This window comes from Methylobacterium sp. J-077, assembly GCF_022829365.1.
In the GTDB taxonomy this organism is placed as follows: Bacteria; Pseudomonadota; Alphaproteobacteria; order Rhizobiales; family Beijerinckiaceae; genus Methylobacterium.
In genome coordinates this window covers 101,792-127,196 of record NZ_JAKSYJ010000167.1, presented here as the reverse complement: position 1 = coordinate 127,196, position 25,405 = coordinate 101,792, and the positions used below count along the sequence as shown (strand labels likewise).

General features: G+C 70.0%; 25 protein-coding genes. 13 read left to right on the top strand and 12 right to left on the bottom strand.

The window, feature by feature from the left end:
- Positions 1-101: 101 nt before the first annotated feature.
- The 3 genes from MKL11_RS21340 to MKL11_RS21330 all read right to left on the bottom strand — a co-directional run bounded on the left by MKL11_RS21340 (position 102) and on the right by MKL11_RS21330 (position 2,008).
- Entirely contained in the window at positions 102-1,211 is a 1,110-nt protein-coding gene (locus MKL11_RS21340; protein WP_243947090.1) for a 5-(carboxyamino)imidazole ribonucleotide synthase, read from the bottom strand.
- Positions 1,208-1,705 carry a 5-(carboxyamino)imidazole ribonucleotide mutase gene (gene purE / locus MKL11_RS21335; RefSeq protein WP_243947088.1) on the bottom strand — a complete coding sequence of 166 codons (498 nt, stop codon included), beginning with the start codon at positions 1,703-1,705 and terminating at the stop codon, positions 1,208-1,210. The genes MKL11_RS21340 and purE overlap by 4 nt, the downstream gene beginning before the upstream one ends.
- 78 nt (positions 1,706-1,783) lie before the next feature.
- A complete protein-coding gene (locus MKL11_RS21330) occupies positions 1,784-2,008 on the bottom strand; it encodes a YdcH family protein (protein WP_243947112.1) in 225 nt (74 codons plus the stop codon).
- Between the two features lie 170 nt (positions 2,009-2,178).
- On the opposite strand from MKL11_RS21330, the gene MKL11_RS21325 reads away from it, so the two are divergent.
- The 4 genes from MKL11_RS21325 to MKL11_RS21310 all read left to right on the top strand — a co-directional run bounded on the left by MKL11_RS21325 (position 2,179) and on the right by MKL11_RS21310 (position 6,570).
- Positions 2,179-2,361, top strand: a complete 183-nt coding sequence (locus MKL11_RS21325) for a YdcH family protein (protein WP_243947087.1) — start codon at positions 2,179-2,181, stop codon at positions 2,359-2,361.
- Between the two features lie 261 nt (positions 2,362-2,622).
- Positions 2,623-4,548 (top strand): propionyl-CoA synthetase, encoded by a 1,926-nt coding sequence (locus tag MKL11_RS21320; protein ID WP_243947085.1) that lies wholly within the window; start codon positions 2,623-2,625, stop codon positions 4,546-4,548.
- Between the two features lie 231 nt (positions 4,549-4,779).
- The gene (locus MKL11_RS21315) at positions 4,780-5,199 is read left to right on the top strand and encodes a CopG family transcriptional regulator (RefSeq protein WP_243947083.1); all 420 of its coding nucleotides are present in this window, start codon (positions 4,780-4,782) and stop codon (positions 5,197-5,199) included.
- Positions 5,200-5,325: 126 nt separating this feature from the next.
- The gene (locus tag MKL11_RS21310; protein WP_409565890.1) at positions 5,326-6,570 is read left to right on the top strand and encodes an alpha/beta hydrolase family esterase; all 1,245 of its coding nucleotides are present in this window, start codon (positions 5,326-5,328) and stop codon (positions 6,568-6,570) included.
- 206 nt (positions 6,571-6,776) lie between these two features.
- Here the strand turns inward: MKL11_RS21310 and MKL11_RS21305 are convergent, their stop codons facing one another.
- Positions 6,777-7,259: a hypothetical protein gene (locus tag MKL11_RS21305; protein WP_243947079.1), complete on the bottom strand. Its 483-nt coding sequence runs from the start codon at positions 7,257-7,259 to the stop codon at positions 6,777-6,779.
- Between the two features lie 219 nt (positions 7,260-7,478).
- Here MKL11_RS21305 and MKL11_RS21300 point away from each other — a divergent pair, with 219 nt between their 5' ends.
- A complete protein-coding gene (locus tag MKL11_RS21300; RefSeq protein ID WP_243947110.1) occupies positions 7,479-8,597 on the top strand; it encodes an NADH:flavin oxidoreductase/NADH oxidase in 1,119 nt (372 codons plus the stop codon).
- Between the two features lie 52 nt (positions 8,598-8,649).
- Here the strand turns inward: MKL11_RS21300 and MKL11_RS21295 are convergent, their stop codons facing one another.
- Entirely contained in the window at positions 8,650-10,713 is a 2,064-nt protein-coding gene (locus tag MKL11_RS21295; protein ID WP_243947108.1) for a beta-galactosidase, read from the bottom strand.
- Positions 10,714-10,952: 239 nt separating this feature from the next.
- Complete coding sequence (locus tag MKL11_RS21290) at positions 10,953-11,708, bottom strand: phosphodiester glycosidase family protein (RefSeq protein WP_243947077.1); 756 nt, start codon at positions 11,706-11,708, stop codon at positions 10,953-10,955.
- Positions 11,709-11,931: 223 nt separating this feature from the next.
- On the opposite strand from MKL11_RS21290, the gene MKL11_RS21285 reads away from it, so the two are divergent.
- The 3 genes from MKL11_RS21285 (at position 11,932) to MKL11_RS21275 (ending at position 14,701) form a co-directional block, all read left to right on the top strand.
- Positions 11,932-12,393, top strand: a complete 462-nt coding sequence (locus tag MKL11_RS21285; RefSeq protein WP_243947106.1) for a hypothetical protein — start codon at positions 11,932-11,934, stop codon at positions 12,391-12,393.
- Positions 12,394-12,524: 131 nt separating this feature from the next.
- Positions 12,525-13,829 (top strand): MFS transporter, encoded by a 1,305-nt coding sequence (locus MKL11_RS21280; protein ID WP_243947076.1) that lies wholly within the window; start codon positions 12,525-12,527, stop codon positions 13,827-13,829.
- A 2-nt stretch (positions 13,830-13,831) separates the two neighbouring features.
- Complete coding sequence (locus MKL11_RS21275) at positions 13,832-14,701, top strand: amidohydrolase family protein (RefSeq protein WP_243947073.1); 870 nt, start codon at positions 13,832-13,834, stop codon at positions 14,699-14,701.
- A gap of 6 nt (positions 14,702-14,707) precedes the next feature.
- On the opposite strand, the gene MKL11_RS21270 is transcribed toward MKL11_RS21275, so the two are convergent.
- Positions 14,708-14,905, bottom strand: coding sequence for a hypothetical protein (locus MKL11_RS21270; protein ID WP_243947071.1), 198 nt, complete (start codon positions 14,903-14,905; stop codon positions 14,708-14,710).
- Between the two features lie 142 nt (positions 14,906-15,047).
- Positions 15,048-15,608, bottom strand: coding sequence for a cupin domain-containing protein (locus MKL11_RS21265; RefSeq protein WP_243947069.1), 561 nt, complete (start codon positions 15,606-15,608; stop codon positions 15,048-15,050).
- Between the two features lie 152 nt (positions 15,609-15,760).
- Between MKL11_RS21265 and MKL11_RS21260 the strand changes: the two genes are divergently transcribed.
- Together MKL11_RS21260 and MKL11_RS21255 are read left to right on the top strand one after the other, a co-directional pair.
- The gene (locus tag MKL11_RS21260; protein WP_243947067.1) at positions 15,761-17,095 is read left to right on the top strand and encodes an aspartate aminotransferase family protein; all 1,335 of its coding nucleotides are present in this window, start codon (positions 15,761-15,763) and stop codon (positions 17,093-17,095) included.
- 472 nt (positions 17,096-17,567) lie between these two features.
- The gene (locus MKL11_RS21255) at positions 17,568-18,629 is read left to right on the top strand and encodes an SDR family oxidoreductase (protein WP_243947065.1); all 1,062 of its coding nucleotides are present in this window, start codon (positions 17,568-17,570) and stop codon (positions 18,627-18,629) included.
- A 217-nt stretch (positions 18,630-18,846) separates the two neighbouring features.
- Here MKL11_RS21255 and MKL11_RS21250 read toward each other — a convergent pair whose 3' ends face one another.
- A complete protein-coding gene (locus tag MKL11_RS21250; RefSeq protein WP_243947063.1) occupies positions 18,847-20,136 on the bottom strand; it encodes an ArgE/DapE family deacylase in 1,290 nt (429 codons plus the stop codon).
- A 218-nt stretch (positions 20,137-20,354) separates the two neighbouring features.
- On the opposite strand from MKL11_RS21250, the gene MKL11_RS21245 reads away from it, so the two are divergent.
- The 3 genes from MKL11_RS21245 (at position 20,355) to MKL11_RS21235 (ending at position 22,402) form a co-directional block, all read left to right on the top strand.
- Positions 20,355-20,993, top strand: a complete 639-nt coding sequence (locus tag MKL11_RS21245) for a L,D-transpeptidase (protein ID WP_243947061.1) — start codon at positions 20,355-20,357, stop codon at positions 20,991-20,993.
- A 326-nt stretch (positions 20,994-21,319) separates the two neighbouring features.
- A complete protein-coding gene (locus tag MKL11_RS21240) occupies positions 21,320-21,805 on the top strand; it encodes an SRPBCC family protein (RefSeq protein ID WP_243947059.1) in 486 nt (161 codons plus the stop codon).
- Between the two features lie 252 nt (positions 21,806-22,057).
- On the top strand, positions 22,058-22,402 hold the full coding sequence (locus MKL11_RS21235) for a hypothetical protein (protein ID WP_243947058.1): 345 nt from the start codon (positions 22,058-22,060) through the stop codon (positions 22,400-22,402).
- 69 nt (positions 22,403-22,471) lie between these two features.
- Here the strand turns inward: MKL11_RS21235 and fdhE are convergent, their stop codons facing one another.
- The 3 genes from fdhE to fdxH all read right to left on the bottom strand — a co-directional run bounded on the left by fdhE (position 22,472) and on the right by fdxH (position 25,394).
- Positions 22,472-23,461 (bottom strand): formate dehydrogenase accessory protein FdhE, encoded by a 990-nt coding sequence (fdhE, locus tag MKL11_RS21230; RefSeq protein ID WP_243947057.1) that lies wholly within the window; start codon positions 23,459-23,461, stop codon positions 22,472-22,474.
- A 3-nt stretch (positions 23,462-23,464) separates the two neighbouring features.
- Positions 23,465-24,187, bottom strand: a complete 723-nt coding sequence (locus tag MKL11_RS21225) for a formate dehydrogenase subunit gamma (protein ID WP_243947056.1) — start codon at positions 24,185-24,187, stop codon at positions 23,465-23,467.
- Between the two features lie 259 nt (positions 24,188-24,446).
- Positions 24,447-25,394 (bottom strand): formate dehydrogenase subunit beta, encoded by a 948-nt coding sequence (gene fdxH / locus MKL11_RS21220; RefSeq protein WP_243947055.1) that lies wholly within the window; start codon positions 25,392-25,394, stop codon positions 24,447-24,449.
- Positions 25,395-25,405: the final 11 nt, after the last annotated feature.

The following is a 25,405-nucleotide window of genomic DNA, read 5'->3' as shown; positions in this document are numbered from 1 at the left end:
TGGCGAAGGTATGGCTCGACGGCGTGCAGGCGTCCGGAGGCGGCGTCCGGCAGGCGCGCGGCCGGGCCGGTGTGTTCCCGAAGCCGCAGAACCGGGCCCGATCAGGGGGTCGGACCGGATCCCAGCCGGGTGACGTGGCCCATCTTGCGGCCGGGCCGGGCCTCGCCCTTGCCGTAGAGGTGCAGGTGGGCGCCGGGCTCGGCCAGCAGGGCGGACCAGTCGTCCGCCTGGGCGCCGATCAGGTTGCGCATCTCCACCGGCAGCCCGCCGACCCGGGCCGAATCGCCGAGCGGCCAGCCGCACACCGCCCGGACATGCTGCGCGAATTGCGAGGTCGTCGCCCCCTCGATGGTCCAGTGCCCGGAATTGTGCACCCGCGGCGCGATCTCGTTGACCACGAGGCGCTCCACCCCGTCCTCGCGCACCAGAAACATCTCGACGGCCAGCACGCCGACATAATCCAGCGCGTCGGCGATCCGCCGGGCGATGGCGAGGGCGGCACGGGCGGTCTCGGGCGTGAGGCCGGGGGCCGGCACCCGGGTCAGCGCCAGGATGTGGTCGCGGTGCTCGTTCTCGCACAGGTCGAAGGCCGCGAAGCCGCCGTCGCGGCCGCGGGCGGCCACCACCGAGACCTCGCGCTCGAACGGCACGAAGCCCTCCAGGATCAGCGGCGCGCCGCCGAACTCGGCGAACAGGGCGTTGCGGTCGCCCTCGGCGCGCTCGCGGAGGATGCGCTGGCCCTTGCCGTCGTAGCCGAACCGGCGGGTCTTGAGCACGGCCGGCAGGCCGAGCGCCGCGATCGCCCGGTCGAGGTCGTCGGGCGTGTCGACCGCCTGGAACGGCGCGGTCGGGATGCCGAGCCGGTTGATGAATTCTTTTTCCGTCAGGCGATCCTGCGTGGTGGAGAGCGCCTCGGCGTTCGGGTGCAGGGGCGCGTACTGGGCCAGGATGTCGGCGGTGGCGCGGGGGATGTTCTCGAACTCGTAGGTCACCGCGTCGACGCTCCGCGCGAAGGCGGCCAGCGCTTGCGGATCGTCGTAGGCCGCGCAGGTGGTCAGGGCGCAGACGTCGAAGGCGGGGCTGTCCCGATCGGGCGCGTAGACATGCACCTTCAGCCCGTAATGGGCCGCCGCGAGCGCGATCATGCGCCCGAGCTGTCCGCCGCCGACGATGCCGAGGGTGGAGCCGGGCTTCAAAGCTGTGTCCGTCACGAAAGCGGTTCCGTCTCCGGCCGTTCGGCCACCGACGCGGTCTGGGCCGCGCGCCAGGCCTCCAGGCGTTCCGCCAGGCTCGGGTCGGCGAGCGCCAGCACCGCGGCGGCGAGCAACGCGGCATTGACCGCCCCGGCCCGGCCGATCGCCAGGGTCCCCACCGGGATCCCGGCCGGCATCTGGACGATCGACAGCAGGCTGTCCTGGCCCGACAGGGCCTTGGATTCCACCGGCACGCCGAAGACCGGCAGGCGGGTCATCGCGGCGGCCATGCCGGGCAGGTGCGCTGCGCCGCCAGCGCCGGCGATCACGACCTTGAACCCGGCCGCGACGGCACCCTTGGCGAAGGCCACGAGCCGGTCTGGGGTGCGGTGGGCCGACACGATCCGGGCGTCGTACGGCACGCCAAGGGCGTCGAGCGTCTCGGCGGCGTGCCGCATGGTCGCCCAGTCGGACTGACTGCCCATGATGATCGCGACCGGAGGCGACGCCATCGTTTGTCCCGGCAAAAGAGGGCGCTTACAGGCGGGGCGGGCCGGCGGCAAGGCGCCGCGCCGGCCCGTCCACCGGCATCAGGCGATGATATCCGGGGTGAGCGCGTCCTCGATGTGGTAGATCCGGTCGCGCAGGGTCAGCTTGCGCTTCTTCAGGCGCTGGATCTGGAGCTGATCCCCGGCGACGCTGCGCTCCAGCGCTTCGATGGCGCCGTCGAGCCCCCGATGTTCCTCGCGCAGCCGATTCAGCTCGGCTTCGAGATCCGCCGGCTGCACGTTTTCGTTCGACTCGTCCGCCATCATCACCCGCGGGATCGAAGACCGTTCCGTGTCGAAGAGCATGCGTTACACCCCGCCGCGGGACAAGCCGGCCCGGCAAGCATTCGTCAGGCTTGGCCGGAGAAAAGGCTTCGACAGGTGCGGCATCCTGTGCCAGTCTCCATGTGTCGGAACAATGACAGGAGATTCGACTCATGTCGCTGCAGACGCATTTGAGCCAGCTCGCCCGGAAGCACGAAGCCCTCGAGCGTGAGATTCACGAGGCGATCCACAGGCCTTCTGCGAACGACCTCCACATTGCCGAACTGAAGCGACGAAAACTTCTCCTCAAGGACGAGATCAACAGGCTGCAAGCCGGCAACGATACGTTGCACTGAGCCGCGCCTGACTGTCCCACGGATAGAAATCCAAGATGAGAGCCGCCGCATCGGTCCGCCCGGTGCGGCGGCTTTTTTGCGTGGGCCTCAGATGAAGGATGAGGGGGTTGTTTGGGAGAAGCTGATTCTCCCGGCGAACTAAGTCTCAATCCATACGCGCGTCATCCTCCCCCCAAAGCAACCACCCGCGCGCAAAAGACTAGAATCAGCTACGCTCCCCAGGATGCCGCCGGAGAGCGGCTCCGAGGACACGCCGCGCCGATGACCACCGCCAGCCTGCCGGGCCGCTATCCCGAGATCTACGACGCGGCACGCCGCGACCCGGAGGCGTTCTGGCGCGAGGCAGCCCGGGCCCTCGACTGGTCGCGGGCGCCCGAGCGCATCTTCGCGCCGGAATCCGGCCCCTACGGCCGCTGGTTCCCGGACGGGACGCTGAACGCCTGCCACAACGCGGTGGACCGCCACGCCGATGGGGCCCGGGCCGAGCAGGCGGCGATCCTGTACGATTCCCCCGTTACCGGGACGAAGCGCAGCATCAGCTACCGGGAGTTGCGCGACGCGGTGGCGGCGCTCGCCGCGGTGCTGGCCGATCTCGGCGTCGGCAAGGGCGACCGGGTGATCCTGTACATGCCGATGGTGCCCGAGGCCCTGTTCGGCATGCTGGCCTGCGCCCGGCTCGGGGCCGTGCACTCGGTGGTGTTCGGCGGCTTCGCGGCCAACGAACTGGCGGTGCGGATCGAGGATGCGGCCCCGAAGGTGGTGCTGGCCGCCTCCTGCGGAATCGAGCCGAACCGGGTGGTCGCCTACAAGCCGCTGCTCGACCTCGCGATCTCCACGTCCCGGCACAAGCCGGAGGCCTGCCTGATCCTGCAGCGGCCGCACTGTGCCGCGAGCCTGGTCGCGGGGCGCGACCACGACTGGACCGACGCCGTCGCGGCCGCCGAAGCGGCGGGCAGGCGCGCCGCCTGCGTGCCGATGGCCGCCACCGACCCGCTCTACGTCCTCTACACCTCCGGCACGACCGGCAAGCCGAAGGGCGTGGTCCGGGATACCGGCGGCTACCTGGTGGCGCTCGCCTGGTCGATGCCGAACCTCTACGGCGTCCAGCCCGGCGAGACCTATTTCTGCGCCTCCGACATCGGCTGGGTGGTCGGCCATTCCTACATCGTCTACGCACCGCTGCTGCACGGCTGCACGACCGTCCTGTACGAGGGCAAGCCGGTGGGCACGCCCGATGCCGGGGCGTTCTGGCGGGTGGTCGCCGAGCACGGCGTCGTCTGCCTGTTCACGGCGCCGACGGCGCTGCGCGCGATCAAGAAGGAGGATCCGGCCGGGTCGCTGATCGCCGATTACGACCTCTCTTCCTTTCGCAGCCTGTTCCTGGCCGGGGAGCGGGCGGATCCGGATTCGGTCGCCTGGGCCGAGCGGGTGCTGGGCCGGCCGGTGATCGACCATTGGTGGCAGACCGAGACCGGCTGGCCGATCGCCGGCAATCCGCTGGGCCTCGGCCTCCTGCCGGTGAAGCACGGCAGCACCTGCGTGCCGATGCCGGGCTACCGGGTCGAGGTCCTGGACGAGGGCGGCAAGCCGGTCCCGCCCGGCACGATGGGCACCATCGCGATCCGCCTGCCCCTGCCGCCCGGCTGCCTGCCGACCCTGTGGGGCTCGGACGCGCGGATGCGGTCGAGCTACCTCGCCACCTTCCCAGGCTACTACGACACCTCGGATGCCGGGGTGATCGACGCCGACGGCTACATCACCGTGCTGGGGCGGACCGACGACATCATCAACGTCGCGGGCCATCGCCTGTCCACCGGCGGCATGGAGGCGGTGCTGGCCGGACACCCGGACGTCGCCGAATGCGCCGTCATCGGCATCCGCGACGCGCTCAAGGGCGAGGTGCCCTGCGGCTTCGTGGTGCTCAAGGCCCGGGTCGACCGCGTCCCCGCGGATATCGAGCGCGAGCTTGTCGCCAAGGTGCGCGACGAGATCGGCCCGGTGGCGGCGTTCAAGCTGGCGCTGACCGTGCCACGGCTGCCGAAGACCCGCTCCGGCAAGATCCTGCGCGCCACCATGAAGCGCATCGCCGACCACGAGCCCTGGACCATGCCGGCGACCATCGACGACGCCGCAGTGCTCGACGAGATCGACGCCAGCCTGAAGGGGCGGGGGATCGGCGCGGACTGAGCGCGGGGAACACGGGTTTCCAAACGGCTCGAAGCCCTTTGGCGGGGTTCGGGGCGCGCAGCCCCGATCTCGGGCGCAGCCCGACACCAGGGCTCCGCCCTGGACCCGCAAAAGGTCCCGGACCTTTTGAAACCACGATGGTTTCGAGGTTCGCTGCCACCGCCCTTGCGCCGCCACAGCCGATTACCATCTCTAGACCATCCAACCGGATGGTCTAAGGAGGGCGCAGCGATGGACGACACGGTGCAGGAACTCCGGCCCAAGGTGCCGGACAGCGAGAAGATCACGATCAATCTCGGCTTCGTCGATCTCGGTCGGGTCGACCTGATGGTCCGCGACGGGTTCTACGCCAACCGGGCCGACTTCATCCGCACCGCGGTGCGCAACCAGCTCGACCGGCAAGAGGAGGCGGTGCGCCAGTCCGTGGCCCGGCGCCAGCTGCGCCTGGGCGTCTCGCACTATTCCCGCGCCGCCCTCGAGGCCGCCCGCGACGCCGGCGTGCCCCTGCATATCCAGGTCCTCGGCCTCGCCACCGTGGCGCTGGATGTCACCCCAGAGCTGGCGCGCGCCGCGATCGCCTCCGTGGAGGTCCTGGGGGCGTTCCAGGCGAGCCCCGCGGTCAAGGCCGCCCTGGCCGACCGGATCGCCTGAACCCACCCCAACACCCCGACCGCACAGGCAGGCGCAGCAGCCGGCCGTGTCCGAACCCCACCCGCAAGGAACGGCCCGATGAAACACTTTCCCAAGATGGACTTCCTGAACTTCGACCTCTCGAAGATGAAGCTCGGCGGCTTCGGCGCCTCCGGCTCGGCCGAGGCCGAGGGCCAGCGCGCCGCCCGGGCCGCCCGGATGACGGCCGCCATGGGCCGGTTCCAGCGCCGCCAGGCCGACGCCTTCGCCCGCTGGGCCGAGGCGCGGGACCATGCGGCCGCGCCGGACGGGGGCAGCGGCATCATCGACATGGAGGCGCCTCAGGGCCCCGATGGCGCCTGGACCGCGCCGGACCCGGCCGCAGCCCCGGGGCACGCCGCCCCCGGCGGCGCCGACATCGCTTCGGCGGTGATGCGCACCGTGCGCGACGGCCTCGCCAAAGGCGGCATTACCCTCGACGGCTTCGCGGGGGGGTTCGTCCAGCCGGGCAAGCCTACCGCCACCGTGCCGGAGGGCGCCCGGTTCGAGGACCGGATCTTCACCGCCGCCGCGGGCAGCCGCCGCTACAAAGTGTTCGTACCGAGCGGCTACACGGGCCAGGCCCTGCCGGTTCTCCTGATGCTGCACGGCTGCACCCAGAACCCGGACGACTTCGCCGCCGGCACGCGGATGAACCGGCTCGCCGAGGCGCAGACCTTCCTGGTCGCCTATCCGGAGCAGCCCCAGTCCGCCAACATGCAGCGCTGCTGGAACTGGTACGCCGCCGGCGACCAGGCCCGCGACGGCGGCGAGCCGGCCCTGCTCGCCGGCATCGCCCGGGCGGTGCTCGAAGAATTCTCCGCCGATCCGGACCGGGTCTACGCCGCCGGTCTCTCGGCCGGGGGCGCCGCGGCCGCGATCCTGGCTTCGACCTATCCCGACTTGTTCGCGGCGGTGGGCGTCCATTCGGGCCTCGCCTGCGGCTCCGCCCGGGACGTACCCTCGGCGTTCGCCGCCATGAAGGGGCAGGGAAGCGCGCCGGGGCGCAACCGGCAGGCGGTCCCGACCATCGTGTTCCACGGCGACGTCGACCGCACCGTGCACCCGGCCAACGGCGACCAAGTGGTCGCCCAGGCCATGGCCGTCACGGGCCTCGCCGAAACGGTCGAGCGCGGCACGAGCCCGGGGGGCGTCGCCTATACGAGGACCGTCCGCAACGATGCGGCCGGCCAGACCCAGCTCGAATACTGGGTCCTGCACGGGGCCGGGCATGCCTGGTCGGGCGGCAGCCCGGACGGATCGTTCACCGAGCCGAGCGGCCCGGATGCGAGCCGCGAGATGGTCCGGTTCTTCCTCGCGCACGCACGGAAGGCGGGTGCCAGCAGAGCGTGACGCGACGCTCGGGAGCGCGCGCATTCCCCATCGCCGGATGGTGGCGCGGGTCCCCTCTCCCGTGCGGGAGAGGGACAGGGTGAGGGATGCGCGTTTTCCGAAGAAACCTGGTCCCTCACCCCAGCCCGCTCACGCATGGGAGAGAGCATCGAGCCTTACAGGACGCGGCGTGTCAGCCATCGCCGGGGCTGCCCCCGGGCTCAGCCTCACTCGTCGTCCGGCTCCTCGTCAGACAGACCGGCCCCTGGGTCCGGCTGCGACAGGCTCGGCGCGTAGGCGCCCGGCATCGTGCCGGTGGTGACCGAGGCGGGCAGCCGCTGCGGGCCAGGCTCGGCCGGGATCAGCGTCGCGCTCGCCGCGACAAGCCCGGCCAGGGCTCGCAGATCGTCGGGCTGGCGCGGGTCGCGCGAGACCAGGGCCGCGTCCCGCTGGAGGCGCAGGTTGCAGGCCTGGGACGGCAGGCCACCCGCCGGCGTGCAGGCATCGTGGCGGGCGCAGGCCGCGTCGAGGGCGTCGATCGGCGGCAGCGGGGCGTTGTTGCCCGGGCCGCAGTAATTGCCGTGGATCAGGATTTTCGGGCCGCCGAACGCGGCCGGCTGGGCCTCGGCCGGGACGGCCAGGAACGCCGCCAGGGCGAGCGGGGCCGCGGCCAGGGCGGCGAGACGGGTGGAACGGTTCGGGAGCAACATGGGGAGGACCTCGCGCGATCTCGCCCCCTCAGGCGGTTCGCATCGGCGGCGCCGGGCCGTCGTCCTGCCAAAAGTTAACGAACGGGCGGTCGGTTCCCGCGGGGCTATGCCGCTGCCGCGCGGCGGGTGGGCTACCGCACATGCCGGCGCTGGCCCAGGCCGCGCCCGTGCGCCACATAGGTCCGGTCCGCACCGGAGCCGCCCATGATCGAGCCGTCCATGACCGCCCGCCTGTTCGAACCGCTCACCCTGGATGCCCTGACCCTCGAGAACCGCATCCTGATCGCGCCGATGTGCCAGTATTCGGCGCGGGACGGCGAGGCCACCGACTGGCACATGATGCATCTCGGCCAGTTGGCGATGTCCGGGGCCGGCCTGCTGACCCTGGAGGCGACCGCGGTCTCGCCGGAGGCCCGGATCACCGCCTGGGATCTCGGCCTGTACTCGGACGGGTGCGAGCGCGCGCTGGGCCGGGTGCTGGAGGCCGTGCGCGACTACGCCCCGATCCCGATCTGCATCCAGATCGCCCATGCCGGCCGCAAGGCGTCGAGCCAGGCGCCCTGGGACGGCGGCCAGCAGATCCCGCCCGAGCAGGCCTATGGCTGGCGCACGGAGGCGCCCTCGGCGGTCCCGCACGGCGAGGCCGAGGTCCCGCCCCACGCCCTCGACGCCGCCGACCTGAAGCGCGTCCGCGACCAGTTCGTCGCCACCGCGAAGCGGGCCGTGCGCCTCGGGATCGAGGCCGTCGAGTTGCACGGCGCCCACGGCTACCTGCTGCACCAGTTCCTGTCGCCGATCGCCAACAAGCGCACCGATGCCTATGGCGGCAGTCTCGAGAACCGGATGCGCTTCCCGCTGGAAGTCTACGACGCCGTGCGCGACGTCGTGCCGGCGGGCAGCCCGGTCTGGCTGCGGGTCTCGGCCACCGACTGGGTCGAGGACGGCTGGGATCTCGACGAGACCGTGGCGCTCGCCCAGGCGCTCAAGCGGGCCGGCTCGCCCGCGCTCCACGTCTCGACCGGCGGCGTCTCGCCCAAGCAGGCGATCAAGCTCGGGCCCGGCTACCAGGTGCCCTATGCCGAGCGGATCAAGGCCGAGACCGGGCTGACCACGATCGCGGTCGGCCTGATCACCGAGGCGCAGCAGGCCGAGGCGATCCTGGCCGAGGGCAAGGCCGACGCGATCTCGCTCGCCCGGGCCATGCTGTACGATCCCCGCTGGCCCTGGCACGCGGCGGCCGAGCTCGGCGCCCGGGTGCGGGCACCCAAGCAGTACTGGCGCTCGCAGCCGCGGGAGTACAAGGACCTGTTCAAGGACACGGCGTTCGGGCAGCGCTAGAGCCGATCGCGCAATCAGATCACGATCGGCTCCGAAGCCGGGAACGAGGCGATCAAGGTGTCGCGGAATCGCCTTCGATGATCGCGACGCCCCAAGCCGGCAGGCCGATCGGCTCGCCGCGCTTGACCGCCTGACCGCTGAGGAGCTCGGTGCCGTTCACCATCGCGGGTGTAGCCTGTGCAGCCGCGGAGTAGTTCAGTACGTAGCGAACCGGATGCCCGTTCGTCAGCGTGCCACCGCGAACGATGATCGGCCAGCGCACCGAGGGAACCTCGATCCCGGCACGTTTCGCCGCATCCCCCAGGATTTTCTCCGCCAGGGCATCGGTCGGCATGAAGCCGACATAGCTCACCTCGCCCGCGCCCCAGCTGTTGCGCGTCACCGCGGCGGCTGCGGGCCAGGACGGGCTCTGATAGCGCGCCACCACCGTCGCGGTGGTCGGAGTCAACATTTCCATCCACCAGCGGGCCTTGTTGTCGGCTGCGCCAACGCCGAACGGGTCGCCGACGAGGGAAACGCCCTCGGGAACCGTGAATAGCTCATAGGTCACCCCCGCCGCCTGCGCGATCCCGCCTGGTTGCCCCGTAAAGCGCACCTTTGTGTTCTCGTCGGAGAAGCCGCTTTTGAAGCTGTAAAGCACGTGGGCGCCTGCCTTGGCACAATCATTGAGCTTGGCGATCTCGGCATCGCTTGCCGCGTAGAGCGCCGGCACCACGATCAGCTTGTATTGATCGAACGGCACAGTGGAGGCTGGAGAAATCAGATCCACCTCAATATTCTGCCGGTAAAGCGCGTCATAGAATCCGCGCACAACCTCATTGTAGGTCACGGGCTGCCGATCGGCATTGCCTTTGAAGGCGTGCGTGTTGATCTTGAACGAATCGAAAGCACTCAGCGCGGCGTTGCTGACATAGAGGGCAACGCGATTCTTCTTCTTCATGTCGGCAAGCTTCGGCCCGAGCCGCTTGAGGTCGGCGCCAATCGTCTTCGCCTCGTCGTAGACCGGGTTAGGCTTGTAGTCCTGCGTCAGTAGCCCGCGCCAGTAGGTCTCGAATGAGTTCGTGGTTGTGGCCCAATGCCAGTATCCGACCATCTTCGCACCCGAAGCGAGATGGCTGAAGGCCTGCAGGCGAAGCTGGCCGGGAAAGGGCGTCCATTCCGGGAACCCCTGCGCCTGTGTCTCGATCAGGAGATAACTCTGACCGCCACGCATCGAGCGGGCCAAGTCGCCGCCGAAAGCGATCTCAGTACCGGTCAGCTTCTCCTGGCTCGGGTGGTAGATGTCGATGCCGGCCACATCGAGGGCCTTGGCGGCCTCCCAATGGTCGACCTCGGGCTGGATGCCGTAGGAATAGCCGCGCCAGTCGAGGTCGAAGTTCTGGGTGACGAATTGGCCGGGGCGGGCATGCTGACGGACCAGATTCGCCTGCCAAGCCAGGAAATCCGTCACAAGCCCCCGCTGGAAGGCCTGGAAGGCATTCGTCATACTGGCGTTGATCGACGCGTTGACCGACGGGAAATCGTCCCAGCGGTTGATCCGATTGCTCCAGTAGTCGAGCCCCCAAGCCTTGTTGAGATCATCGAGGCTCGACCACTTCTTCTTCATGGCTGCAACGAATGCGGCCTGGACGTTGGGGCCGCTGGTTCCGAACGCCTTGGTCTCGTTGTCGACCTGATAGCCGATGACCGCAGGATCGTCCTTCACGTGGTCGATCAGGGCAACGATGATGCGCTCGGCCGCTGCGCGGTATTCGGGATTGGTGATGTCCATGTTCTGGCGCGGACCGTAGGCGCCCGGCTGCAGCAGGATGTCGGGGTGCTGACGCGCCAACCATGTCGGCACGGCATAGGTCGGCGTGCCGACGATCACCTTGATACCTTCACGGTTCATCGCCGCGAGAGTCCGGTCGATATGGCTGAAATCGAATACGCTTGGCCGAGGCTCCAATGTCCCCCAAGTGGATTCGGCAATTCGGACGACGGTAATGCCCGCCGCCTTCATCATTTTGGCGTCTTCGTCGACCCGATCGACAGGGGTGTACTCGTCGTAATAGGCCGCGCCGTACAAGATTGTCTGCGGTACTTGCGCACCCACCGAGCTCGTTGCGATCACCATCGCCACGACGCTTCCGACAAGCCTCAATCGACTCATGACTCCCCCCGTTGTTTTGTCTGAGTATATCGGGGGCCAGGCGTGCTTCCAAGCGCTAAAGGAGGGTTCAGACCGGCAGGCAATCGACCCGACAGCCTCAGACCGGACGCCGATCGTTGTCTGGCCGTCCAAGGCAGCGTGCCGGTTCCGCGTTGAAAGCCAGGATCGAAGACGCCGTGACGTAAGATGCCGACGGCGTGCCTTCAGCGCGCCATCGCCCCGACCAGCGGCCCAAGCGGTCGGCTGATATCGGAGCGGCCGAGATTCGGCGCGTAGAGGCTCGACACCGTGCCGTCGAGGAACAGGGCGTTGCGGCAGCCGAGGTCGTCCCGGAACAGCCGGGCGAAAGCCCCGAAGGTCACCGGGCGCTCGGAGATGGCGAACACCGCCAAGTGGCCGTCCTCCTGCACGCCGACGCCGTTCCGGATCTTCTGGCTCGGACCGTCGGCCGAGATCTTTGGGTGGATCTGACCGTCGATCACCAGCATCGGGCCGGATTGCGTGGCGAAGTCCGGCCGGATCTTCGCCCGGAGATAGTGGCCGGTGTCGCTGACGCCGGCCCGCTCGCCTTTCACCCAGAACACGCCGTTGGGCTTGAGGTGGAAGTTGCCCGGGCCGTCCGCGGTCGAGACATGCTTCATCTCGCGTCCGTCCTCGACGTAGAGGCCCACCGGCGCCTGGTCCTTGTCGTACATGCCGGCATTCATCGCGAAGCCGAGGCGCCCGCCCTGTTTCTCGGCCAGATTGCCCAGCGCGCCGTAGGGCCGGCCGTCCTCCTGGAGCCAGAACAGCCGCAGCCGCTGCCGCCGCAGGTCGACGGTGCAGACCGTGAAGCTCTCGCCCTGCGCCTGGACGGCGCGGCAGAGATCGGGGGCGGCCGGCGCCGCCACGGCCCCGCGGGCGAGGGCGGTGAGCGCCAGGAGCGCGATCAACAGGGCGTGAACCGAGCGCTTCGTCATGGATGGTTCCGTGATACCCCACACGAAGACGTGGGCGGGCGCAGCGGCTTTTGCGTTGGAAAACGGCGATTTTCGTGTCCGAAACCGCACTTTCGGGCCCCGACATGGCGCCAAGCTTGCGCTCCGGGTCAGCGGCGCCGCGCCGCGGGGGGCGACTGAACTGTTTTCCGTACTCGGGCGTTTCTGGCTCACGAGGGCGGTAATGGATCGACGGAGATACATGATGAAGGGTGCAGTGCTCGGCTCGGCCCTGCTGGCGGCGGGTGCCCTGGTGCTCATGCCGGCCGGTGCCGATGCGCGCGGCTTCGGCGGCGGCGGCTTCCACGGTGGTGGATTCGGCGGCTTCCGCGGTGGTGGCTTCGGCGGCGGGTTCCGCGGCGCCGGCTTCCGGGGCGGCTACGGACGCGGCTTCTACGGCCGCGGCTACGGCTATCGCGGCGGCTACGGCTACGGTCTCGGCGGCCTGGGTCTCGGTGTCGGGCTCGGCCTAGCGGCGGGCGGCCTCTATGGCGGTTACGGTGGCTACGGCTATCCGGGCTATGGTTACGGTTATGGCGGCGGCTACGCCCCGGTCGGCTACGGCTATGGCGGCGATTACGGCTACGGCGGCGGCTGCTACACGGTCCCGCGGACCCGCTGGACGCCCTACGGCTACCGCCGGGTCCTGGTCGAGCGCTGCTACTGAGCGGCATCGACCGGCGCTGACCGAACTGGAGAGGCCGCCTTCCGGCGGCCTTTTCCTTGCGTAGTACCTCCCAACGGTTGCAAAGCTCAGCCATGGGTGCCGATACTGGTACCCGTGGGTGGGAGCGTGTCATGCGTACGGAAGCTGGGGCGGTAAATACGGGCGTGGCGGCGGTGGAAATCCGCGACGCCAGCCTCACGGCCTTCTACCGGTCCATGACCCCGCCGGAGCGGCACACCTTCTGGGCGTGCGCCGCCGGCTGGTGCCTCGACGGCATGGACTTCATGATCTACCCGTTGGTGATCGGGACGATCATGGCCCTGTGGCACGTCGATTCCGGGACGGCCGGGCTCGCCGCCACGGTGACGCTGCTGGCCTCGGCGCTGGGCGGCTGGCTCGCCGGATTCGTCGCCGACCGGATCGGCCGGGTGCGCACCCTCCAGATCACCATCCTGTGGTTCTCGGTGTTCTCGCTGCTCTGCGCCTTCGTGCAGAATTTCGACCAGTTGCTCGTCGCCCGGGCGATCCTGGGCCTCGGTTTCGGCGGCGAATGGGCGGCCGGCGCGGTGCTGATCGGCGAGACCATCCGGGCCGAGTATCGCGGCCGGGCGGTCGGCTCGGTCCAGTCCGGCTGGGCGATCGGCTGGGGCATGGCGGTGCTGGCACAGGCGGTGACCTTCTCGCTGCTGCCCCCCGAGATCGCCTGGCGCTGGATGTTCGCGATCGGCGCGCTGCCGGCCCTCCTGGTGTTCTACCTGCGCCGCTACGTCCAGGAGCCGCAGGTCGCCGCCGAGACCCGCGCCCGGGCCATCGCCACCGGCGACCGGCCGAAGATCTGGGAGATCTTCTCCGGTCCGATCCTCAAGACCACCCTGCTCGCCTCGCTGGCGGCGGCGGGCTGCCAGGGCGGCTATTACGCGATCACCACGTGGGTGCCGCGCTTCCTCACCACCGAGCGCCACCTCTCGGTGGTGTCGTCCACCGGCTACCTCTCGGCGCTGATCGTCGGCTCGTTCACCGGCTACCTCGTGGGCGCCTGGCTCGCCGACCGGCTCGGGCGGCGGCCGCTGTTCCTGATCTTCTCGCTCGGCGCCATCGCGGTGATCGTCGCCTACACGCAGATCCCGCTGTCGAACGGCGTGCTCTGGGTGCTGGGCTTCCCGCTCGGGTTCTTCGCCTCGGGTTACTTCTCCGGGATGGGCGCCTTCCTGACCGAACTCTACCCGACCCGCCTGCGCGGCTCGGGGCAGGGGTTCTGCTACAATTTCGGCCGGGGCGTCGGCGCCCTGTTCCCGGCGCTGGTCGGCTACCTCGCCGAGCGCGCCGGTCTCGCCTCGGCCATCGCGATCTTCGCGGCGATCGCCTACGGGATCTTCTTCCTGGCGGCCTTCGCGTTGCCCGAGACCCGTGGCCGGGTCCTGCACGCGGATAGCTGATCATGGTCGAGATCCGAGACTGTCCCGCGCCTCATCCGCATCCGAGCGGGCCGACCCGCTACCGGGTGCCGGAGGGCGCGGTCGACACCCATGCCCACGTGATCGGCCTGCCGCCGGCCTATCCGCTGGTGGCCGACCGGAGCTACACGCCCCCGGCCGCCTCCGCCGACCGGTATCTTGCGATGCTCGATGCGACCGGCATGGCCAACGGCGTGCTGGTCCAGGTCAGCGTCCACGGCACCGACAACCGGCTGATGGTGGAGACGCTCCTTGCCAACCGGCAGCGCCTGCGCGGCATCGCGGTGATCCCGCTGGGCTTGGCGGATGCGGAGCTCGCCGCCCTGAAGGAGGCCGGGGTGGTGGGCCTGCGTCTCAACGTGCTGTTCGGCGGCGGGATCGGGCTCGATGCGGTGGAGCGCTACGGCGCGCTCGCCCGGGAGATGGGCTGGCACCTGCAGTTCCTGCTCGACGCCCGCGACCTGCCGCCCATCGCGGGCCGCCTGTCGCGGCTGCCGGTGCCGCTGGTGTTCGACCATATGGGCCACATGCCGGCCTCGGCCGGGATCGCGCATCCGGGTTTCCAGGCGCTGCTCGGCCTCGTGCGCGACGGCAACTGGGTCAAGCTTTCCGGCGCCTTCCGGGATTCGGACGCCGGGCCGCCCTATGCCGACACGATTCCCTTCGCCCGCGCCCTCAACGACGCCGCCCCCGAGCGCTGCCTCTGGGGCTCGGACTGGCCGCATGTCGCCGCCTGGGACGGGCCGCCGCGGCTGGCCGACCTCCTCGACCTGATGGCCGAGTGGGTGCCGGACCAGGACCGGCGCCGCCGGCTCTTCGTCGACAACCCGCGCCGGCTCTACGGCTTCGGGTAAGTTTCTTTAGGCGCGCCGGTCGACGCGCTGGCCCTGGCCGGCCGGCGCCGGCGGATTGGCGGCGGCGCTGCTCTGCGCCCCCTCCGCCACGAGCCCGGCGACGGCTTTCTCGGACGCGATCTGCTGGCGCGCCGCCGCGATGCCGATCGTCTGGTTCCGGGACGTGGCCAGCGTTTGGGTGGCGGTGGCGGCGAGAGAGTTCATGCGCCCCTCGTAGCGAACCGCTTCTGAAGCCGGCGTTAGCCCGATCTACGGCCTTTAAGCGAATGTACGCGAAGACCGGGTTCCCAACGGGCTCGGCCCTGTGGCGGGGGTTCGGGGCGCGCAGCCCCGAGAGCCCGGGGCTCTAAAAGCTCGGCGGGGTGCAGGCGCTCACCAGCTCGCACGGGTTGGGGCCGACGCAGCGGAAGCGGTGCGGGCGGCGGCTGTCGAAGCTGTAGGCGTCGCCGGGGCCGAGGATGCGCCGCTCCTCGCCGACCGTGACCTCCAGGCGCCCGGAGAGCACGATGCCGCCTTCCTCGCCCTCGTGGGAGAGCGGCACCCGGCCGGTATCGGCGCCGGGCTCGTAGCGCTCCTTCAGGATCTGCAGCTTGCGCCCGAACAGGCTGTCGCCGACCTGCAGGAACGAGATCGCCCCCTTGGTCGCCCTGCGGCCGATCTCGGTGAGTTCGTTCGCGGCGAAGAACGCCTTGCGCTCCGGCTCCGGTTCGAGCGCGAAGAACTCCGCCATGCCGATCGGCACCCCGTCGAGGATCCGCTTCAGGGCGCCCACCGAAGGGTTCACCCGATTCGCCTCGATCAGTGAGATCGCCGAGTTCGTCACCCCGGCGCGCTTGGCCAGGGCCCGCTGCGACAGGCCGTGGCGGGCGCGCACGAAGCGCAGGCGCTCGCCGACATCGATGCTCATCCGCCAAGAACCCCGTTTCAGGTGTTGAGGATCCCGCAACGGTGGCGCCCGCGGCCCCGATTCTGCAAGGGCTTGGCGGCCATCAGAAAAGGACTTGTTGCCCGATCCGCCAGGGTGTCCCCTGGACCGATCGCCGCCCCGGAGCGCCCTCCATGACCGATCATCCCTTGCGCAACACGCCGTCCCTCGACGCCTTCTGGATGCCGTTCACCGCCAACCGCCAGTTCAAGGCGGCGCCGCGCATGCTCGTGGCCGCGCAGGGCATGCACTACACGGCCGATGACGGCCGCACGGTGCTGGACGGCACCGCCGGTCTCTGGTGCGTCAATGCCGGGCACGGGCGCCGGGGGATCGCGGCGGCGGTGGAGCGCCAGCTCGCCACCCTCGATTTCGCCCCCACCTTCCAGATGGGCCACCCCATCGCCTTCGAGTTCGCCGAGCGCCTCGCCGAGATCGCCCCGGGCGGCCCGGACCAGCGCCTCGACCGGGTGTTCTTCACCAATTCCGGATCGGAATCGGTCGACACCGCCCTCAAGATCGCGCTCGCCTACCAGCGGGCGATCGGGCAGGGGACCCGGACCCGGCTGATCGGCCGGGAGCGCGGCTATCACGGCGTCGGCTTCGGCGGCCTGTCGGTGGGCGGCATCGTGTCGAACCGCCGGGTCTTCCCGCAGCTCAACGGCACCGACCACCTGCGCCACACCCACGACCCGGCGCGCAACGCCTTCGTGAAGGGCCAGCCCGAGCACGGGGTGGAGCTCGCCGACGACCTGGAGCGGCTGGTGGCGCTCCACGGGGCCGAGACCATCGCGGCCTGCATCGTCGAGCCGGTGGCCGGTTCCACCGGCGTGCTGATCCCGCCGAAGGGCTATCTCGAGCGGCTGCGCGAAATCTGCACGAAGCACGGCATCCTGCTGATCTTCGACGAGGTTATTTCGGGATTTGGCCGCCTCGGCAGCCCGTTCGCGACCGATTACTTTGGCGTGGTGCCGGACCTCGTCACCAGCGCCAAGGGCCTGACCAACGGCACGGTGCCGATGGGCGCGGTGTTCGCGAGCCGGGCGGTGCACGACGCGCTGATGAACGGCCCGGACGGGATCGAGCTGTTCCACGGCTACACCTATTCCGGCCATCCGGTGGCCTGTGCGGCCGGCCTCGCCACGCTGGACATCTACCGGGAGGAGGGGCTGCTCACCCGCGCCGCTTCGCTCGCCGACGACTGGGCGGCGGCGATGCACGACCTGCGCGGGCGCAAGAACGTCATCGACATCCGCACCATCGGGCTGATCGCCGGCATCGAGCTGGCGCCGCGGCCCGACGCGCCGGGCAAGCGCGCCTACGACCTGTTCGTGGATTGCTTCGCGCGCGGGCTGCTTACCCGGGTCACCGGCGACATCATCGCCCTGTCGCCGCCGCTGATCCTGGAGCGCGGCCAGATCGGCGAGATCGTCGAAATGCTGGGGGCGGCGATCGACCGGGTGGCGTGAGGAGCGGGGGCTGGCGGGCTCTAGATCGCCGTACAAGCACCTTGCGCTTCAGCGCCGGCCTGCGCGGGCAGGGATCCCCCCTCTCCCCGCGCGGGGAGAGGGCTCCAGCGACCTCGTCGTCGCCGGAGCGAGGCGGCAGCCGAGGGTGAGGGGGCGGCGCAGGATGAGCACATCCACTCTCGCCCCTCTCACCGCCACTCCGGCCGCGCCGCTCGCTTTCCGTCTGCGGCGGCCAGGGTTTACCCATCCTCGACCGCATAAAGCGCAGGCCCCCTCTCCCGTGCGGGAGAGGGGGCACGTCGCGGCCTGCACGAGCTGATGCGTGAACATCAGAGGCTTGCGACGAGAGGGGCCCACGTCTCATCAAGTACCCTCGGCGCGGGGGAGGGCGGCGCCGTGCGGCCTTGAAGCCTGTCGGTGCCGGCCGCATCTGCCGCTCAACCGGGATGTGAGCCGGGTCGAGAGGATGTGCATGTCGAACACCGCCCTGATCGTCGGCGCCAGCGGGATCGTCGGGAGCGCCACCGCGGCGCTGCTCGTCGAGGAAGGCTGGCGGGTCGCGGGGCTCGCCCGCAAGCCGATGGAGATGGCCGGGGTCGAGCCGGTGGTGGCCGACCTGCAGGATCCGGCCTCCCTCGAGAAGGCGCTCGCCGGCCTCGCCCCGAGCCACGTGTTCCTGGCGACCTGGCAGCGGCGCCCGACCGAGGCCGAGATGATCCGGGTCAACCGGGCCATGATCGAGAACCTGCTCGATGCCCTGCGGCCGCAGAAGAGCGTCCGCCACGTCGCCTTGGTGACCGGGCTGAAGCACTATCTCGGCCCGTTCGAGGCCTATGGGAAGGGCACCCTGCCGCAGACGCCGTTCCGCGAGGACCAGGGCCGGCTCGACATCGAGAATTTCTATTACGCCCAGGAGGATGCCGTCTTCGCGGCGAGCGCCCGCGACGGCTTCACTTGGAGCGTGCATCGCCCGCACACGATCATCGGCAAGGCGGTCGGCAACGCCATGAACATGGGCACGACCCTGGCCTGCTACGCCACCCTCTGCCGTGAGCTGAAGCGCCCCTTCACCTTCCCGGGCTCGGCGGTGCAGTGGAACGGCCTCACAGACATGACCGACGCCAGGCTGCTCGCCCGTCAGCTGCTCTGGGCCTCCACCGAACCGAAGGCCGCCAACGAGGCGTTCAACGTCGTCGACGGCGACGTCTTCCGCTGGAGCTGGATGTGGGGCCGGATCGCCGAGTGGTTCGGGATCGAGGCTGTGCCGTTCGACGGCACGGTCCGCCCCCTGGAGGAGCGGATGGCGCAGGACGGTCCGGCCTGGGCCGAGATCGCGCAGCGCCACGGCCTCGCCGAGCCGGATCTCCAGAAACTGGCCTCGCCCTGGCACACCGATGCCGATCTCGGCCGTCCGATCGAGGTCGTCACCGACATGAGCAAGAGCCGGCGGCTGGGTTTCACGGCCTATCAACCCACCGACGACGCGTTCTACGACCTGTTCACCCGGCTCCGGGCGGACCGGCTGATCCCTTGATCGGGGGAAGCACCCGTCACCGGCCGAGGCGTAGGTCTCTCTTTCGCACGGGCTGAGATGTTCTCACATCGGCTTGTGCGAACCGCGACGCGCGCCCTCTCCCGTGCGGGAGAGGGTTGGGGTGAGGGGCCGGGTCTATCCGGAGAGGTCGCATCCCTCACCCTGTCCCTCTCCCGCACGGGAGAGGGGACCTGCGTCCTTTACGAAAACCAAACCCTCACCCCACCCGCCGTTCCGTCCCGCACCATTCGGCCACGAACAGCGCCATCGCGGTGGTGCAGCGCTTCACCGAGGCGAGGCTCACGCGCTCGTCGAAGCCGTGGATGTTCTGGGCGCTCGGCCCGTAGCACAGGGCCGGCACCCGGTCGTAGAGAGCATGGACTCGCGTATCCAGGTAGCACGGCGACATGAAGCTCTGCAGCGGTGTCCCCGTCGCCCGGGCATGGGCACGGCCGAGGACGGCTTCCGCCTCGGAGCCCTCTTCCAGCACGTAGCCCTCGGCGAAGAACCCGTTGAAGGCGACATGCGGCGGGTTGTTGGCCAGGAAGGAATCGGTGCGGGCGAAGTCCGAGATCGCGGCCTCGATCTCGGCGGCGGCGCGGGCGGCCGGGACGCCCGGATAGAGCGCCACCCGGCACTCGATCCGGCACCAGGCCGGGACCGAGGAGGCCCAGTCGCCGCCCTCGATCTTGCCGATATTGAGGTTGATCGGGTGGTCCTCGGCCTCGAAGTGGCGGTGCTCGGACGTCTCGGCGTTCCAGCGCGCCTCGAGGGCACGCAGGGCGCCGATCACCCGGTAGGTGGCGTCGATGGCGTTGGCGCCGGCGCCCATCTCGCGCACGTGGACCGGCACGCCGCGCACCTCGACGGTGAACCACAGCACCCCGGTATTGGCGCGCACCAGCTTCTCGTCCTCGGGCTCGGGGATCAGCACGGCGTCGGCCCGGTAGCCGCGCAGATGGGTGGCGAGCGCGCCGTTGCCGGTGGATTCCTCCTCGACCACCGACTGGATCGTGACGGAGGCGGCGGGCTGGAGGCCGAGGCGGGCGAGCGCATCGAGGGCGAACAGGTTGGCGGCGTGGCCGGCCTTCATGTCGCCGCCGCCGCGGCCGTAGAGCCAGTCGCCCTCGATCACCGGGTCGAAGGGCGGATGCGTCCACAGGTCGAGGGGCCCCACCGGCACCACGTCGACATGGGCCTGCAGGATCAGCGAGCGCCCGGTCTCGGTCTGCGGGCGATGGTGGCAGACGACGATCGGGGCGTCCGAATGGCGTTGGTCGATCTTCGAGCCGCCCGGATGGGCCGCGATGGCGGCCCGGTCCATGGCGAAGCGCTCGGTGGCATAGCCCCGGTCCCGGAACGCCCCGAACACGTAATCCTGGCAGGCATGCTCAGCGCCGCGCAGGGAGGCGAACCGGACCAGGGCCTGCGTGTGCGCGACCTGCTCGGCAAACCCCTCCGCCACGGAGGCTTCGATCGCGGCGGCGAGGGCTGGGTCGAGGGCCATGGGATCTCCGGGTCAGGGATGGGCAGGAGGCGCCCGGCCTGGGGCACCTGTCAACGGCGCGCATCTTCCGTGCCGAAACCGACCCGCGCGGCGCCGGCCAGAACCGATCCGCCTGCGCAGTCGAACCCCATATCCGCGGGCTTCCGCCCAGGAACCTTGGCGTTGCCAATAGCTTAGCCTATCTGAACTCCGTCTTCGCCCATTCATCGAGGTCGTGCATGCGTATCGGTCTGGTCTCGGTCCTGTCCGGATTGCTCCTGTGGGGCGCTGCACCGCCGGCGGCGCGGGCGGATGTGCTCATCAGCGTCGACAAATCCAGCCAGCGGATGGAGGTCTCGGTCGACGGGCAGCCGCGCTATACCTGGCCGGTCTCCACCGGGGTCGAGGCCTACGACACCCCGTCCGGGTCCTATCGGCCGTTCCGGATGGAGCGCACCCACTTCTCGAAGGAGTGGGACGACGCACCCATGCCATTCGCGATGTTCTTCACCAACCAGGGCCACGCGATCCACGGCACCAACCACGTCCGCAACCTCGGCCGCGCGGCCTCCCATGGCTGCGTGCGCCTCTCGGTACGCAACGCTGCGACCCTGTTCAACCTGGTGAAGGCCCAGGGCATGAACCGGACCCGCGTCCAGATCGAGGACGCGGATGCTCGGGTGGCCGAGCGCGCGCCGCGCAGCCTTCGCGTCGCCCGGAGCCGAGATCCTTATGCGCCGGATGACGGCCTCGCCGACATCGACCAGATGGGCCGCCGCACGCGCCCGGCCTATGCCCGCACCGCCGTGCGCCCAGCCTACGCGCCGGTGCCGGGCTATGGCTATCCGGTCGAAGGGGATGTCGGGGAGGGGTGGTAAGGCAGCGGCCTGGTCGGTCCTGCTCCCCCACGCCCTTATCCTGAGGCGGCGGCGCGGAGCGGCGCCCTCGAAGGAGCCCTCCAGATGCCTCCGCGATCCCTGGAGCTCTCCTTCGAGGCCGAGCGATCCTCGATCGCCCGGCACCTCAGGATGAGAGAAGCGTATGGGATACGCGCTGAGAGCACTACGACCCGCCGCGCCGTCTGGGCGCGGCCACCCGCCTCGTCCGCCCAGCCCATTGCCCCGGCGGCCCTCGCGGCCTAGCTCCTGCGCGGCCCCAGAGCCTGCGCGGCGCCCGCCGCGATCGATATGGATGGAGACCCCCGATGCCCTTCGCTTTCAGCCGGCCCCTGCCCCTCGCTGCCCTGGCGCTGGCGGCTTCCACCGGGGCGGGCCATGCCCTGGAGGTGACACGCTCGGCCGACATCGCTGCGCCCCCGGCCAAGGTCTGGCAGACGATCGGCGAGTTCTGCGGCATCGGCGACTGGCACCCGGCCATCGAGAAATGCGTCCTGTCCGACAAGGACGGCTTGAAGGTCCGCACGCTCAGCCTGAAGGGCGGCGGCACCCTCAAGGAGGAGCAGGTCTCCCGGGACGACAAGGTGATGAGCTACACCTACACGATCCTGGACGGCCCGCTGCCGGTCTCCGACTACAAATCGACCCTAGCGGTCGCCCCCGAGGGCACGGGCTCCAAGGTCACCTGGAGCGGCACCTTCAACGCCAAGGGCGCCCCAGACACCGTCGCAGTCGACGCCATCCAGGGCATCTACGAATCCGGCCTAAAGGCGCTGTCGGACAAGGCCAAGTAGAGCGCCGAGGAGCGCGCGCAGGCCGATGCAGAGCTAGACGCGCCCCCTCTCCCGCACGGGCGAGGGGACGCGCGCCCGCTGCCGGGGGGAGGGCAAGCGTGTCTCAGGTCCGGATGGGACGCCTCATCGAGTTCCGGACGACCCGGAACGCAATCGTGGTCAGCGCAGCACGGGAGCGTGCCGCCCAAGCGATTGACCCACTGCCAAGCTCGGCCCAAAACCCCGGCGGCGCAGCCCCTGCGCCGCAACAGGATGATCGCCGTGCCCGCGTCCCGTCTCCCGATGCGCCTCAGTCTCGTCGTTCTCGCCGCCGCGACGCTGGGCGCCTGCCAGCAACGTTCCGCGCCCAAGGTCTCCGAGCCCTCGCCGATCGTTCCGGCGCCCCTGGCGCTACCCACAGGCAGCGGCTGCGGTCCCGAGATCGCCCGCACCAGGGCCATCGTGGACAGCGACGTGGCCACCGGCAACCTCAACAAGCCGGTGGGCGACCGCTTCAACGCCGATCTGAGCCAAGCCGCCGCGGAATGCGCCGCCGGCAAGTCCGGCGAGGCGCTCCACCTCCTGGCCTCCGCCAAGAGCCGCTACGGGTATCGCTGAGAAGAGGCGGGGCTTCGCAGGGCTCTGCCCTGCACCCGCACAAGGTCCCGGACCTTGTGGATCCGGGCCTTAAACGATGAACAGCAGGTTGAGCCCTGCACGGCGAAAGCCGTCCTCGGCGATCTTCAGGTCGAGGCCGTAGGAGGTGATGTCGTCCGCCACCGGGTCGAGCGCCGGGGCCCGGTGCTGGTGCAGGTGCTTGATGTAGCTGTGGCAGGTCGTGCAGGTCTCGACCTGGACATCCTTGGAGACCTCGTCGAGCCCGTAATAGCTGATGCCCTCGCCCGAGCCGCAGGCGGTGCAGCGGATCCGGACGTGGTTCCACAGGGTGCCGCAGACCGAGCAACTGAGGTACCGGGCCTTGTCGGCCGGGGTCCAGCTCACCACCACGCTCGCCACCGGCGCGCCGCCGCAGCACGGGCAGACGCCGTCGGCCACGGGCTTCAGGGCCGACGCGTCGAGGCGTGCCGCATCCTGGGCGAACCGGACCTGCAGCGCTGCCGCCACGAACACGCATTCGGCGATCCGCTCCATCGGCAGCGCGCCCTCGACCACCTGCACGGCGAGATCGAGCCGGTCCGCCGGGGAGGCGGCCAGCAGGCTCGCCCGCGCCGCCTGGGACGCCTCCGGGGACACCGACAGGTCGAGCTGCTCCAGAAGCGCGGTGAGGCAGCCGTCGAAGCCCGCATCCGCCTCCAGCCGATGCCGCGAGAGGGGCGGCATGCCGTGCTCGGCGCGGAGCGCCGTGTCGGCCGCGTCCGGCGCCTCGGCGGGCGGGACAGCCGTCTGCACCGAGGCCTGCGCCCGGGCGACCTCGGCCACGAACCGGAGATAGGCTTCCAGCGGATGCCCGGGGGCGGCGGCCGTCAGGCGCGCGGCCCGGTCGGCGAACAGTGTCTCGGGACTCGGCAGGCGCACGAACGGGACGGAGCCCGAGATCCCGATCTTATCGGGATCCGGCTTCAGCTCGCTGAAATCCCGCCGCCGGGGTTTCGGCTCGGCTGCGGCAGGTGTCGCCTCGGCCGGAGCCGCGGGCTTGCGCCGGAAGAAATTGGCCACGCCTCAGGATCCGTGCTTGTCCACCGAGCCCCGGCGCGCCTTGGCGCCGGCGATCTGCCGGAACCACTTGCGGTGATGCCGATAGGCCCAGCCGCCCGTCACCGTGCCACGGACCATCGCCCGGCCGGTGCCGCGCACCCAGATGCCGGCATAGATGTGGACCACGATGATCGCGATGGCGATCACGGCCGCGAGCGAGTGGGCGAGAAGTGCCCAACGCTGGGTCTCGATGGAGGTGAAACCGCCGAAATAAGTGTTCCAGATCACCAGGCCGGTGACGAACATCACCCCGATCAGCGCGGTCTGGCCCCAGAACACGCCCTTCTGGCCGGCATTGTACTTGCCGAGCTCGGGCAGGCGGTCCTCCCGGTTGGTGACCACGTCGCCGATCTTCATCGACCACGCGACGTCGTCCTTGTTGGGGATGTTGAGCTTCCAGAACCGCACGAACAGGAAGAAGAAGCTCACCGCCAGGGCGACGCCGAACCACGGATGGATCGCCCGCGTCGCCTGCCCGCCGCCGAACAGGCCGGTCAGCGAGAACAGGTAGGGCGTGAACATCGCCAGCCCCGAGAGGGTCAGCAGGGTGAACAGGATCGCGGTGATCCAGTGGTTCACGCGCTGGACCCCGGTGTAGCGCGGGACGTACATCACCTCCGGCGTCTCGGCCTTGGCGTGATGCAGGGGGCGGGAATCACCGTCCCGGATATCGCTCTGGATCGTCATCGGCCTTCTCGCGCCTGACGTTATGCCGGTCCTGCGCCGCAGCGGCGGCGAGGGCTGGCTCTGGAATTCTAGATCGGGCGGCCCGTCGGATCTACGCCATCGCAGGACCGGCCACGGGTCCCCTCTCCCGTGTGGGAGAGGGACAGGGTGAGGGGTGCGACCTCTCCGGAAAGACCGGGTCCCTCACCCCAACCCTCTCCCGCACGGGAGAGGAGGTCTGTCGCGTCTCTCGGGCCGCTGTGCCGGCCCGGAAGACGTGTCAGTGCGGACGCGCCTCGCCGCCGCCGGTCTCGCGGCCGGTCTCGCGGCGCTTGGCCTCGTCGTACTCGACCGCCTCTTCCTCTTCCTCGGGCACGACCTCGTTGGGGCCGGCCGTCACGTAGTGGAAGAAGCCCGCGACCGCGGCGAAGCCCATCGCGGCGAGCCCGAACACCTTGGCGCCCCCCTTCCAGAAGGCCACCAGCGGCGAGATCTTCGGGTCGTTCGGCAGGCCGGCATAGAGGCTCGGCTGGTCGGCGTGGTGCAGCACGTACATGACGTGCGTGCCGCCGACGCCGGCCGGGTCGTAGAGGCCGGCATGCTGGAAGCCGCGCGACTTCAGGTCCTCGACACGGGTCTCGGCCTGCTCGATCATCGCCTGCTTGGTGCCGAACATGATCGAGCCGGTCGGGCAGGCCTTGGCGCAGGCCGGAGCCTGACCCACCGCCACCCGGTCCGAGCACAGGGTGCACTTGTACGCCTTGTGGTCGGTCTGGCTGATGCGCGGGATGTTGAACGGGCAGCCCTTCACGCAGTAGCCGCAGCCGATGCAGTTCTCCTCGATGAAGTCGACGATGCCGTTGGAGTACTGCACGATCGCCCCCGGGGACGGGCACGCTTTCAGGCAGCCCGGCTCGGTGCAGTGCATGCAGCCGTCCTTGCGGATCAGCCATTCGAGGTTCTGGGTCTCCGGGTTCTCGTACTCGGTGAACCGCATGAGGGTCCACGACTTCGGGGTGAGGTCGTGGGGGTTGTCGTAGACACCGCGGTTGATGCCGATGTCGTCGCGCAGGTCGTTCCACTCCTCGCAGGCCGACTGGCAGGCCTTGCAGCCGATGCATTTCGACACGTCGATGAGCTTGGCGACCTCCACCTGGCGGCGGATCTCCGGCGGCGTCTCCGTGGAGGCGGAGCGCTGGCGGATATCGAGGGAGCTGTAATCGGCCATGATCTCGGCTC